Annotated in this window: 13 protein-coding genes; 7 read left to right on the top strand and 6 right to left on the bottom strand. The window is 73.3% G+C overall.

Annotation, left to right across the window (positions count from 1 at the left end):
- The first annotated feature begins 127 nt into the window (after positions 1-127).
- Both GU5_RS0106255 and GU5_RS0106250 read left to right on the top strand, forming a co-directional pair.
- Positions 128-742: an LPXTG cell wall anchor domain-containing protein gene (locus GU5_RS0106255; protein ID WP_010524724.1), complete on the top strand. Its 615-nt coding sequence runs from the start codon at positions 128-130 to the stop codon at positions 740-742.
- Positions 743-806: 64 nt separating this feature from the next.
- Complete coding sequence (locus tag GU5_RS0106250) at positions 807-1985, top strand: peptidoglycan bridge formation glycyltransferase FemA/FemB family protein (protein WP_237704683.1); 1179 nt, start codon at positions 807-809, stop codon at positions 1983-1985.
- Between the two features lie 22 nt (positions 1986-2007).
- On the opposite strand, the gene GU5_RS0106245 is transcribed toward GU5_RS0106250, so the two are convergent.
- The 3 genes from GU5_RS0106245 to GU5_RS0106235 form a co-directional block, all read right to left on the bottom strand.
- On the bottom strand, positions 2008-2349 hold the full coding sequence (locus GU5_RS0106245; protein WP_010524722.1) for a hypothetical protein: 342 nt from the start codon (positions 2347-2349) through the stop codon (positions 2008-2010).
- 43 nt (positions 2350-2392) lie between these two features.
- Positions 2393-2812 (bottom strand): hypothetical protein, encoded by a 420-nt coding sequence (locus GU5_RS0106240; RefSeq protein ID WP_010524721.1) that lies wholly within the window; start codon positions 2810-2812, stop codon positions 2393-2395.
- Positions 2813-2894: 82 nt separating this feature from the next.
- On the bottom strand, positions 2895-4199 hold the full coding sequence (locus GU5_RS0106235; RefSeq protein WP_010524720.1) for a hypothetical protein: 1305 nt from the start codon (positions 4197-4199) through the stop codon (positions 2895-2897).
- Between the two features lie 162 nt (positions 4200-4361).
- Here GU5_RS0106235 and GU5_RS0106230 point away from each other — a divergent pair, with 162 nt between their 5' ends.
- Positions 4362-5852 (top strand): MFS transporter, encoded by a 1491-nt coding sequence (locus tag GU5_RS0106230; RefSeq protein ID WP_029514067.1) that lies wholly within the window; start codon positions 4362-4364, stop codon positions 5850-5852.
- Between the two features lie 112 nt (positions 5853-5964).
- The gene (locus GU5_RS14320; RefSeq protein WP_083830335.1) at positions 5965-6618 is read left to right on the top strand and encodes a TetR/AcrR family transcriptional regulator; all 654 of its coding nucleotides are present in this window, start codon (positions 5965-5967) and stop codon (positions 6616-6618) included.
- Positions 6619-6627: 9 nt separating this feature from the next.
- Here GU5_RS14320 and GU5_RS0106220 read toward each other — a convergent pair whose 3' ends face one another.
- Positions 6628-7572 (bottom strand): Sir2 family NAD-dependent protein deacetylase, encoded by a 945-nt coding sequence (locus tag GU5_RS0106220; RefSeq protein ID WP_010524717.1) that lies wholly within the window; start codon positions 7570-7572, stop codon positions 6628-6630.
- Between the two features lie 105 nt (positions 7573-7677).
- Positions 7678-7872, bottom strand: a complete 195-nt coding sequence (locus GU5_RS0106215; RefSeq protein WP_010524716.1) for a DUF3073 domain-containing protein — start codon at positions 7870-7872, stop codon at positions 7678-7680.
- Between the two features lie 375 nt (positions 7873-8247).
- Here GU5_RS0106215 and GU5_RS0106210 point away from each other — a divergent pair, with 375 nt between their 5' ends.
- The gene (locus tag GU5_RS0106210) at positions 8248-8892 is read left to right on the top strand and encodes a hypothetical protein (RefSeq protein WP_010524715.1); all 645 of its coding nucleotides are present in this window, start codon (positions 8248-8250) and stop codon (positions 8890-8892) included.
- Here GU5_RS0106210 and GU5_RS14315 read toward each other — a convergent pair.
- Positions 8871-9881 carry an NAD(P)H-binding protein gene (locus tag GU5_RS14315; RefSeq protein ID WP_010524714.1) on the bottom strand — a complete coding sequence of 337 codons (1011 nt, stop codon included), beginning with the start codon at positions 9879-9881 and terminating at the stop codon, positions 8871-8873. The two genes, GU5_RS0106210 and GU5_RS14315, sit on opposite strands and share 22 nt — an antisense overlap.
- Before the next feature lie 172 nt (positions 9882-10053).
- On the opposite strand from GU5_RS14315, the gene GU5_RS0106200 reads away from it, so the two are divergent.
- Complete coding sequence (locus GU5_RS0106200) at positions 10054-10815, top strand: TetR/AcrR family transcriptional regulator (protein WP_010524713.1); 762 nt, start codon at positions 10054-10056, stop codon at positions 10813-10815.
- Between the two features lie 64 nt (positions 10816-10879).
- Entirely contained in the window at positions 10880-11476 is a 597-nt protein-coding gene (locus GU5_RS0106195; RefSeq protein WP_010524712.1) for a methylated-DNA--[protein]-cysteine S-methyltransferase, read from the top strand.
- Positions 11477-11523 lie beyond the last annotated feature (47 nt).

Below are 11523 nucleotides of genomic sequence, written 5' to 3'. Positions count from 1 at the left end.
CGGCGGGGCGCGCCGGGAGGCCTCCCGGCGTCAGGGGTGTTGCCCAGCCGGGCCCCGACCACTAGCGTGAGGGCGAACACATCGCCCGCACCGCGGACGATCCTTTCACTCGACGGAGGAGATCCGCATGCGCCCCCGCACGATGCTCGCCGGCCTGGCCGCCTCGGCGCTGGTCGCCGGCGCCGCTTCGCCGGCGGCCGCCGTCCCGCTGCAGCCGGCCGAGACCGCGGCCCCGGTGCTCGACCTCTCCGAGGACGAGATGCCCCTGGACGCGCCGTCGCTGCAGGCCGTCGTGGACGGCGACTCCGTCACGTTCTCCTGGGAGCCGGTGGAGGACGCCGGCACCTACACCTGGTGGCACTCCGTGGACCAGGAGGACCGGGAGTCCGAGACGGTCGACGCCGAGACCACCGAGGTCACGCTGGACGACCTCGAGCCCGGAGGCGGCGTGCACACGCTGATGGTCGCCGCGCAGAACGTGGACCCGGAGGGCCCGGACGGCCAGCCTCATTCGCTGAGCTTCACCGTGGAGGAGGCCGAGGACGGCGTCGAGATCGTGCCGACGAGCAGCGACGAGGACCGGTTCACCTGGGCCGAGAGCTCGGAGGGCAGCGCGGAGGACAGCTCCGAGGACGAGGAGCTCGCCGACACCGGCGCAGCCGGTCTGATGGTGCTGGGGCTGGTCGCCGTGGCGCTGCTCGTGACGGGCGGCCTCATCCTCCGCCGCGCGCGTCGGACCTGATCAGCCGGGCCGCGTCCGGACGACGTCCAGGCTCTGCCCGGCCGCGGCCGGTAGGCTCTCTGCTGTGAACAGCACGACGCCGCGCCCGGACGCGCCGACGATGACGGTCGCCCCGCTCTCCGCCGACGCCCATGCCGAGTTCCTCGCCGCCCACCCGACCTCCTCGTTCCTGCAGAATCCCCGCTGGCCGGAGGTGAAGAGCGGCTGGCGCGGCGAGTCTCTCGGCGTCTACGCCGACGACCGCCTCGTCGCCGCCACGCTGGTGCTGCACCGGCCGCTGCCGGTGCCCTCGGCGGTGCCGGTGGTCGGCGGTCGGACCCTGGCCTACCTGGCGGAGGGCCCGGTCTTCGACCCCGCCGACGTCGACCTGGCCTCCGTGCTTACCGCGCTCACCGAGCGGCTGCGCCGCGACGGCGCCTTCCTGGTCCGCATGGGCCTGCCCGGCGTGCGCCGCCGCTGGGCCGCCGGCGACGTCCGCAAGGCCCTGGCCGCCGGCGAGCACCGGATGCTCACCGAGCTGGAGCCGATCGCCGTCGACGACGAGGCCGAGGCCGCGCGCGAGGAGCTGACCGCGCTGGGCTGGCGCGCCCCCGGCGAGTCGGAGGAGTTCGAGGCCGGCCAGCCGCAGTTCCAGGCCCGCATCCCGCTGGTCGACGACGACGGCGCCGCCGTCGACGTCGACGCGGTGCTGGCGCGGATGGACCAGACCTCGCGGCGCCAGACCCGCAAGTCGACCCGCTCGGAGCTGACCATCAGCGTCGGCGGCGAGGAGGATCTGCCCGTCTGGCAGGAGCTCTACGAGGAGACCGCCGAGCGAGACGGCTTCACCGGCCGGCCGCTGAGCTACTTCCAGCGGATGCATCGCGAGCTCAACGCCGCAGACGACACCGAGTGCACGCTGTACTTCGCCCACCTGGGCGAGACGCCGCTGGCCGCGGCGATCTTCGTCCGCCAGCGCCGCTTCGCCTGGTACGTCTACGGCGCCTCGGCGGCGCAGGAGCGCAAGCGCTACGCCCCGCGGGCGCTGCAGCTGCGCCAGATCGAGGACGCGCTGGCCGCCGGATGCCGCTGGTACGACCTGGGCGGGCTGAGCCCGTCGCTGGACCCGCAGCACGAGCTGGCCGGGCTCACCCGCTTCAAGACGACCATGGGCGCCGACGTCGTGCAGACTCAGGGCGAGTGGGACTTCGAGATCAGCCCACTGCTGGCCAGGGCCTTCCGGCTCTACATAGCCCGCCGCTGAGCGGCCCGGACGGAGGCGGAGCTCAGCGCTCTGCTCTCGACGCCGACCGGGCGCGCTGACGCTGCGATCCGGAGAGCTGCGGCCTCTCCTCCAGGTCCTCGGCATCCCAGCGGCCGGCCTCGACGTCCTCACGGTACAGCGCGTAGATCACCATGGCGGCGGAGACCAATCCGCAGGCGCCGACCAGCCACAGGCTCATAGCCACGGCGTCGAACGTGTTCTCCACATCCGGGGCGATGCTCGCGCTCGACGCGTTGACCAGACCCAGCAGGCACAGGAGCGAGACGACCTCGCGCACGCGCCGCGGGCTCGACAGGTCGCTGGCGAGGAGCCGCCTCAGGCCCCTCGGCTTCTGGTCGTTCATCGTCGCCCTCTTCCGCGCATCGTCAGGTCTCGACAGACCCAGACTAGTTCCCAGCGCGGGACGGCGCGAGATCCGACCGGGCCCGCTGACGCTGGGAGCCGGAGAGATGCGGACCGGGTCCGGCGTCGACGTAGAGCCCCTCGCGGACGGCCCGGTCGCGCGCGGCATCGATCGCCAGGCCGTAGAGCATGAAACCGGGCGCGGCGACCAGCTGCAGGGCGAAGAGCGCGCTCGAGACGGTGAGTTCGCCCGAGAGGTCCGGTTCGGACACGAGGACTATGGCGCAGAAGTTCAGCCCCATCATCACCGACACGACGGAGTGGAAGCGGGCGGAACCTGGGGTCCGCAGCTCATTGCGGAGGCGACGGACCAGCCCGTCCGCCCGGTCGACGTCGAGCCGCAGCTGCTGACGTCGCCGCGGGATCGCCGACTCCTCGGTGCTCCCGCTCGTCGCCGTAGCCATCGCCGCCCCTCCTCGTCTCGGCGCCGTCAGTCCTCGATGGACCCAGACTAATGGCCGAGACGACACGACGCGACCAGCTCACTCACTCCGGAGGGTGCTGACGGGCGTCGCGGAGGCTCTTCAGCAGCACGGCGGCGTGATAGGCCCGCTTCCGCGGATCGGAGTCCGACCGGTAGCGGAACGGGAAGCGCACCGCCCCGGCACGGGCCGCGGCGTCCACCCGCGCCCGCTGGTCGGCGTCGGCGAAGCGACGCACCAGCGACAGCGGCACCGTGGTGTGCAGCGCGTCCGGCCGCGTGGTCTCCGGCAGCTCGCCCGGCAGCTCGACCCCCGTGCCCGCCAGGGCTGCGGCGTCGAGGATTCCGGCCAGGTACTGCTGGACGATCAGCTCGGCCGGATTCACTCCGCCGGCGGTCAGATAGGAGTGGTTGCGGCCCAGCCGCGGATTCATCTCGAAGAACTGCGGGGTGCCGTCGCGGGGGTCGATCTTCACGTCGAACATCGCGAAGCCGTGCCAGTCGACCTCCTCGAGGAAGGCCTCGGCATGCTCGTCGATGCGCGGGTCCTGCGAGGTGAGGATCGCCAGGGAGTTGCCCTCCAGCCCCGGCGCGTGGTCCTCCAGGATCACCTCGCCGACGGCGCGCAGCCGGGTCCGCCCCTCCGCGTCGCGGAAGTAGGAGCCCACGCGCATCTGCGAGTCGGGACCGGGGATGAGCTCCTGGAGCAGGAAGACGTCGTCGAAGCCGGCGCCGGCCGCGGCGTCGAGCAGCCCGCCGAGCTGGGCGGCGTCGTCGACGCGGTGGACCTTCCGCCGCCCGGAGAAGGTGGTCTGCGCCCAGACCCAGCTGTCGGCGGCCTTGAGGATCAGCGGGAAGTCCGCGCCCAGCTCCTCGAGGGCCTCGGCGACGATCTGCTCGGTCCGTGCGGGGTCGTGCTCGGCCATCGACAGCCGTGTCTCGCGCGGGTGCGGAATGCCCAGCCGGCGGCAGATCGCGGCGAAGGACTCCTTGTCGGCGACCGCGTCGACCGTCGCGCGGTCCGGGAAGGGGATGACGTACCAGCGCTCGAGCTCCTCGCGATGGCGCAGCACCGCCTGGACGACATGGTCGTAGGAGGCCAGCAGCACCAGCGGCCGGGGGTTAGCCCCGGAGTCGGTCAGCCGCTCGGCGACGTCGACCAGCGCGCGGATCGTGGTCTGCTCGTCGGTCATCACTCCGGCCGGGAAGGAGTCCAGGATGCGCGAGTGCTTCAGGTTCCGGTTCAGCCCGGTCGGCACCACCGCCGAGACGACGCCGAAGGCCTCGTGGAACTCGCGGGCCCAGGAATAGGCCCCCACGTCTCCGCCGGTGATCACGGGGACGAAGGGCTGCTCGGCGGGGATCTGCATGGCAGGAAGACTATCAACACCGCACCCCGGCGCCCGGCGTCGGCACCGGTGCCGCCGAGGCTGTGATCCTCCTCTCCCCACTCTGGCAAACTTGACCATACGTACGGTACAGTTTGGGCCATGACGATGACCTCTCCTCTCCCCCTGGTGCCTCGGACCGCCATGCCGCGGTGGCGCCGATGGAGCGTGCTGGTGATCGTCTCCGCGGCGCTGGCGCTCATCACGCTGGACAACTCGATCCTCTACACCGCCCTGCCGGTGCTCACCGAGCGGCTCGGCGCGACGTCGGCCCAGTCGCTGTGGATCATCAACGCCTACCCGCTGGTGATCGCCGGCCTGCTGCCGGGAGCCGGCGGCCTGGGCGACCGGATCGGCTACAAGCGGCTCTTCCAGCACGGCCTGGGGCTCTTCGCGCTGGCCTCGCTCACCGCCGCGTTCTCCCCGTCCCCGGAGATCCTCATCGGCGCCCGGGGCCTGCTCGCCGTCGGTGCGGCGGCGATGCTGCCGGCCACCCTGGCGCTGATCCGGGTGACCTTCTCCGACGAGCGCGAGCGCACGCTGGCCATCTCCATCTGGGCCGGGATCTCCGTCGCCGGCCTGGCCGCCGGTCCCGTGGTCGGCGGCCTGCTCCTCGAGCACTTCTGGTGGGGCTCGGTCTTCCTGGTCAACGTGCCCGTCGCCGTCGCCGCCTCCGCGGCGATCATCGCCCTCGGCCCGCCCAACATCACCGACCCCTCCCGCCGCTGGGACGGCATCTCCTCGGCCCAGGCGCTGCTGGGCCTGGGCGGTGCGGTGCTGGCCATCAAGTCGCTGGCGTCGGCCCCGCCGCACTGGACCACCGCCGGGGCGGCGGCCGTCGTCGCCGTCGTCGCGCTCAGCGCCTTCGTCCGGCGCCAGCGGCGGCTCCTCGACCCGCTGATCGACTTCACCATCTTCACCAATCGGGCCTTCAGCGCCGGGGTGGTCTCCGCGGGGGCGAGCATCTTCGCGATCATGGGGCTGCAGTTCGCGATCACCCAGCGCTACCAGCTGGTCGAGGGCTTCACCCCGCTGCAGGCCGGGCTCGTGGTCGCGGTGCTCTCGCTGGGGGCGCTGCCCGTCGCGCTCGCCGGCGGAGCGGTGCTGCACCGACTCGGCCTCCTGGTGCTCATCGGCGGCGGCCTGACGGTGGCCGCGCTCGGTGCCGGGATCGTCGTCGCCGCCGCCGTGGCCGACCAGCTGACCCTGCTGCTCGCCGGACTGCTGATCCTGGGGCTGGGCCTCGGCGCGGCGATCTCGGTGGCCTCGACGGCGATCGTCGGCAACGTGCCGCGGCATCGGGCCGGGATGGCGGCCTCCATCGAGGAGGTCTCCTACGAGTTCGGCGGGCTCGTCGCCGTCGCCGTGCTGGGCAGTGTGCTGAACTTCACGTATCTGCGCGCCCTGGAGGTCCCCGACGGAGCGTCCGGCCTGACGACGATGAGCCCGACCGAGGCGCTGAGCTCCCCCGTGCCGGAGGTCGTCGACGCCGCGGCCGCGGCCATGGACGCCGCCTTCCTCGCCGTGGTGGTCGCCGTCGCCGTCGCCATGGTCGTCGGGGCGACGACGACCTGCTGGCTGCTCCGCCGCTACCGGCCGGGCACCGCCTCGCAGGCGCATCCCGGCGACCACTGAAGCTGAGGCGGCGGTCGTGTTCGGCGGCCGAGCGTCCCTCGGCATACCCTGGAACGCAGCCCGCCCCGCCCGCGGGCCCCGTTCCTGCCCGAGAACCCCGAGGTGACCGACCATCCGACAGTCCAAGCGCACCGAGATCCTGGAGGCGGCCACGCGCATCGTCCAGCGCGACGGCGTGACCGCGCTGACCTTCGAGTCGGCGGCCACCGAGTCCGGGCTGACCAAGGGCGGGCTGCTCTACCACTTCCCCACCCGCGAGGACCTGCTGCTGGCGCTGCACGAGCATGTGGCCGGGCAGTGGGAGGCCTGCATGGAGCGCGAGGCCGGCGCCCCGCTGGCCGAGCTGACCGACGCGCAGCGGCTGGAGGCCTATATCCGTGCCTCGCAGAACCCGGACCGCGCCGAACTGCTGCTCATGCTGGAGTCCGCCCAGGACCCCGAGGCCCAGGCCGCCTGGGATCGGGTCCCCGAGCTCTGGGCGCCCCCGGCGCCCGGGGACGAGGACCACGAGACGGAGAGGGCCGGCGGCTCCGACGGCGCGGGAGGCGACGCCGGCGCGACGCGTAGCGGCATGGGCGTCGACCCGGAGCTGCTGCCCTTCCTGGCGCGGCTGGCGGCCGACGGCCTGTGGTTCTACGAGGCGCTGACGCCGGGGACGTTCAGCGAGGGGCAGCGCTCCCGGCTCGTGGAGGCCATCGTGCAGCTGGGCACCGCCTCCGCCGGTTCGGACCCGGCGCAGGACACGGGGTCGACCGGCGGATCCTGAGCCGTCCGCTCAGCGCAGCGCGGCGTCGAGCTCCTGCAGCGCCGGAGTGATGCGCGTGCGCCAGCGGAGCTGCGCCTTGGCGTCGGCGCGCGAGGGCCCGCCGTTGATGATGCCGATCGGCCGGCCGGCCCGATGCATCTGCAGCGCGATGCGGAAGCCGCTCATCACCGCCATCGAGGAGCCCACCACCAGCAGCGCGCGGGCGTCGGCGACCATCGCGTCGACGGCGGCCTTCCGCTCGGCGGGCACGCTCTCGCCGAAGTAGACGACATCGGGCTTCAGGTGCGTCGAGCCGCAGACCAGGCAGCCGACCATGTGGAAGCGGGCGACCCAGGACTCGTCCAGCTCGACGTCACCGTCAGGGTTCACGTTCTCCGCGGCGACGGCGGCCGCCTCGGCGAAGCCGGGGTTGGCCTCCTCCAGCCGGCGGTCCAGGCTCGCACGGTGCTCGCGGTTGTCGCAGCGCAGGCAGAGCACAGTGTCCAGATCGCCGTGCAGCGGGATGACCGGATCCGCGCCGGCGGCGACATGCAGCCCGTCGACGTTCTGCGTGACCAGCCCGCCCAGATGCCCGCGTCGCTGCCAGTCGGCCAGCAGATGGTGCGCGGCGTTCGGGGCCGCTGCGCTCATATGCCGCCAGCCGACGAAGCTGCGGGCCCAATAGCGCCGCCGGGCGGCGTCGTCGTGCCGGAACTCCTGGTAGGTCATCGGCCGGTGCCGGCGCAGCGAGCCGTTCGGGCCGCGATAGTCCGGGATGCCGGAGTCGGTGGAGACTCCGGCGCCGGTCACGCACAGCACCTCCCCGCCGCGCAGCAGCTCGAGGATCCCGTCCCGGGCGACGTCCGGCTCCTGCGGCTCGGCGGTCTCGTCGACGACGCGGGCGATGGAGCGCAGCGCGGCCCGGTGCGCATCGGCCACGGGGGCCGAGAACGGCTCCGACGTCAGCTCCTCCACGCGGCATGACCTCCCGGCACAGCAGAGAACGACCCGACGGTCATCGTCGGGTCGAACGGACAGGGTGCGCGCCGCGCCCTCGGCGGCTCGGCGCGAGCGCTCCGGTCAGCGGCCGTAGCGCTCGGAGAGCTCGTCGACGTCGTACGGATCGTCCTCGGAGGAGGTGGTGTCCTCGGCAGGCAGATCGCCCCGCTTCTGCGCCAGCTCCCTCTCGAGAGCGGACAGATCAGTGTTCGGGGTGTAGTACTTGATCTCCCGCGCCTGCTTGGTTGCTTTCGCCTTCTGACGGCCGCGCCCCATGAGCGAGACCCCCTCTGTCGTCTCTGGTCCTCGCGATGTCGGGCAGGAATCACCGCGGGAGTAACTCTACGATCTCCTGATTCGTGCTTCCCAGGTTAACATGTCTGCGGAACGTCCGTCGCCGAGCGAGACGCGACGGCGCCGCCGCGCGCGCCCGTGGCACGCGGGACGACACGGCGCCGACCCCCGCCGTCACGGTCGCGGACCCCTCGCGGACCGCCCGTCCGAGGCCGCCCCGACACCGACGGGTGCGAGGGAAGTCACGCCCCGGCCGAAGCGCGGCCGGCGGGCGTGCCGACGCGGCCGGGTCGAGCGCCCGGACGGCGCCCCGGCCCGCGGGGCGCTCCACGCCCAGCCGACAGCCAGGAGCCTCCGGTGAGCGAGACGAACAGCCGCCCCTCCGAGCCCGAACCGACCGAGCCCGAACCGACCGGGAATGCGCCGCGCCGCCCGCCGGCGCTGCCCTTCCTCGCCGCGGCGACGGCGGTCGTGATCGCCGTCGCCGCGTTGCTGTGGTGGCTCCTGGGCCGCGAGCCGGAGCCCGAGCCCGCCGCCTCGGGCGAGCGCGTCCAGCAGCCTGGGATCGACGGCATCGTGCTGCGCGACGCCGCTCCGGATCGCTGGCTGGCCGGCGACTGCCTGACCGACTTCGACCCGTCGGACGAACATGGGCCGGCCACAGTGATCACCTGCGACCATGAGCATGATGTGCAGGTGGTCCACTGGGAGGAGATGGACGACAGCGCCTGGCCCGGAGACGAGACCGTCGCCTCGCGCGCCCGGGAGATCTGCGGCCGCGAGGGGCTGCTCGACCAGACCGCTGTCGACCAGTCCGAGGCTGAGCTGCAGCTGCGCGTCTCGCACCCGACCGACACCACGTGGCGCCGCGAGCAGGATCGGCGGGTGAACTGCCTGCTGCAGCGCGCGGACGGCGGGCCGCTGATCGGCGGCTACGTCGCCGACCCGGAGGAGTCCTCCTCGGCGGCGCTGACCGACGGTCAGGACGCGCGCGACGCCTGAGCCGGCCCCTCGCCGGCTCCGTCGGACGCTCCTGCCGCAGGGCTCCCGGCCGCGGGACGTCCGTCACGGACCATCGCTGCCACGCTGTCCGTCCAGGACGTCGTCGGCACGGCGTCGAGGAGCTCGGTGCTGGTCATCAGTGCGCCCGGTCGGCGCCAGAGCGGCTTCAGCCGCGCCACCTCCAGGATCGTGCGGCTGAACAGACCTGCGGCGGCCAGCGCCGCATGCGGCAGCATCAGCGGCCGCCGCCGACGCCCGCCGGCGACCCACTCGGCCCGGACGAGCACCTCGCGCAGCGTCGGGGCCTGCGACGGCGCGATGAGCAGTCGGTGCGAGCCTCCGCCGAGGACGTCGTCGGGCCGCTCGCCGGCTCGGCGCATCGCCGCGGCGAGGTCTCCGATGTCGGTGAGCGCGTGGGCGACGTCCGGATCGGCCGGGACCATCGCACGGCGCCCGGCGGCGACGGGATCGGTGATCATCATCCGCACCACGCTGGTGGCCGCGACGGCGTCGACGCCGATGAGATCGCCGGCGAGCACGCTGACCGCCCGGGCGGGATGGGCCTCCCGCGCGGCGAGCAGCTCCTGCCGCACGCGCCCCTTGGCCTCGACCGGCGCCGGTGCGGCGTCGTCGCGCAGCACGCCCTCGACGGCGAGGACGCCGGCGAAGCCGTAGGTCGATTCCGGGAGGACCACGGTCGCCCCGCGCTCGGCGGCGACGTCGAGGACTGTGCGCTCCAGCCCGGGGAGCTGCGCGGCCCAGCGGCGGGCGTCGTACGGCGCGTGGAAGCAGGCGAAGATGACCTCCGCACCCGCCGCGGCCGCGGCGACGTCCTCGTGACGGCCGGCGTCGCCGATCACGTGACGGGCCGCGTCCGGCACATCTGCCGGGGACCGCGTCATCACCGTCGTCTGCACGCCCGCGGCGAGCAGATCCCGCACGAGTCGCGCGCCGATCTGTCCATGGCCGATCACCGATGCTGCACGCATCTGCGCTCCTTCCGTGAAGTCCGAGAGCAGTGCTCTCTCTTGATGGACGAGATACTACGGCGTCGTCCTCCGCGCAGCAAGAGCACTGCTCTCGCACATGAACGGCGCTCTCTTCGGCAGCTGGTCGATGCATCAGCGAGCACCGCTTCCGCAGACTGCTAGGATCGCGGCCATGAGCACCGCCCGCGGCCCGACCGGCACCGCCTCGGCACCCTCGGGCTCGGCCGACTCGTCGACCCCCACGACGCCGACCCCCGAGCAGGCCGAGGAACCCCGTCTGACACCGCGCCAGAAGAGCCGGCGGGACACCGAGGCCGCCGTGCTGGAGATCGCCAACCGTCAGCTCGACTCCGAGGGCGTGCCGGGCCTCTCGCTGCGCGCCGTCGCCAGGGAGCTGGGGCTGGTCTCCAGCGCGGTGTACCGCTATGTCCGCAGCCGGGACGAGCTGCTCACCCTGCTGATCGCCGACGCCTACGACGCCCTCGCCGACGCCGTGGAGGACGCCCTGGTCCGCGAGGGCGATCGTCTCGACGTCCTCGCCGCGGCGATGCTGGACTGGTCGCGCCGCACACCGCGACGCTGGGAGCTCATCCACGGCACGCCGCTGACCGACTATCGGGCGCCGCGCGAGCACACACTGCTGCCCGGCACGCGCGTCGCCGTCCACGTCGTGCGACTGGTCGACGCGCTGCCCGACGACGACGCGCCGTTCACCGTCGAGGAGGCGGCCGACCACCCGGCGGCGCCGCGGCTCGTCGAAGGACTCCAGGAGCTGGGAGTCGCCGTGTCACCGTCGTCGGCCCTGCGGGCGGTCACCGTCTGGACCGGCCTGCTCGGCATGGTCCACACACTGCGCTCCGGACTGCTGGGCCCCGGATACGACGAGGTCGAGCATGAACTGATGGCCGCCCACGTACGCCGGCTGATCTCCTGATCCGCCGTTCCCCGCCCCTCGAACCGCGCACCCGCGATCCGCGCATCCCGACCTGGAGGACCCGATGAGCACATCCGTCGACGCCGCACCCGAACTGCCCGAGCTGCGCTGGTCCTCCGCCTCGCTGGAGGATCTGGGGACGCTCGTGGCGGTCCACTCCCCCGACGACGACACGATCCGCGCCGCCGGCCTGGCCCGTCCGCAGGGCACCGAGCCCGACGTCGCGGCCATCGGCCGGCTGCTCGAGCAGCAGATGGACATGCTCGAGCGGCTGGATCCGTCCACCGCGGAGCGGGAGATGAATCCGCTGCCCACCGACCGCGGCGCCGTCGCGGAGGCGGTGACCGCCTACGCCGCCGGCGACCTCACAGCCTTCGACCGGCTCGCCGTCGTCCAGCCGGGGCCCGAGTTCCGCCAGCGAGTCTGGGCGGCGCTGCGCGAGGTCCCGGCCGGCGAGACGGTGTCCTACGGGGAGCTGGCCGGGATGGCCGGGCGCCCGCAGGCTCACCGCGCGGCGGCGAGCGCCTGCGCGCACAACCAGATCGGCTTCGCGGTCCCCTGCCACCGGGTGATCCTCGCCGACGGATCGATCGGCGGCTATGGCTTCGGCGGAGTGGGGATCAAGCGCGCGCTGCTGGCCCGCGAGGGCGTGCACCTGTAGGAGAGCACCCACCACCCATCGAGTGGCGGCTCCCGGCGGCATCTCGT

The organism is Nesterenkonia sp. F (genome assembly GCF_000220985.1).
In the GTDB taxonomy this organism is placed as follows: domain Bacteria; phylum Actinomycetota; class Actinomycetes; order Actinomycetales; family Micrococcaceae; genus Nesterenkonia.
The sequence above is the reverse complement of the archived record's forward strand: the minus strand, read 5'-3'. Positions and strand labels throughout refer to the sequence as shown.

Coding starts and splice junctions, on each gene's coding strand:
- GU5_RS0106255 (WP_010524724.1), top strand. CDS start 128: ATGCGCCCCCGCACGATGCTCGCCGGCCTGGCCGCCTCGGCGCTGGTC.
- GU5_RS0106245 (WP_010524722.1), bottom strand. CDS start 2,349: ATGAACGACCAGAAGCCGAGGGGCCTGAGGCGGCTCCTCGCCAGCGAC.
- GU5_RS0106240 (WP_010524721.1), bottom strand. CDS start 2,812: ATGGCTACGGCGACGAGCGGGAGCACCGAGGAGTCGGCGATCCCGCGG.
- GU5_RS0106235 (WP_010524720.1), bottom strand. CDS start 4,199: ATGCAGATCCCCGCCGAGCAGCCCTTCGTCCCCGTGATCACCGGCGGA.
- GU5_RS0106230 (WP_029514067.1), top strand. CDS start 4,362: ATGCCGCGGTGGCGCCGATGGAGCGTGCTGGTGATCGTCTCCGCGGCG.
- GU5_RS0106215 (WP_010524716.1), bottom strand. CDS start 7,872: ATGGGGCGCGGCCGTCAGAAGGCGAAAGCAACCAAGCAGGCGCGGGAG.
- GU5_RS14315 (WP_010524714.1), bottom strand. CDS start 9,881: ATGCGTGCAGCATCGGTGATCGGCCATGGACAGATCGGCGCGCGACTC.
- GU5_RS0106200 (WP_010524713.1), top strand. CDS start 10,054: ATGAGCACCGCCCGCGGCCCGACCGGCACCGCCTCGGCACCCTCGGGC.
- GU5_RS0106195 (WP_010524712.1), top strand. CDS start 10,880: ATGAGCACATCCGTCGACGCCGCACCCGAACTGCCCGAGCTGCGCTGG.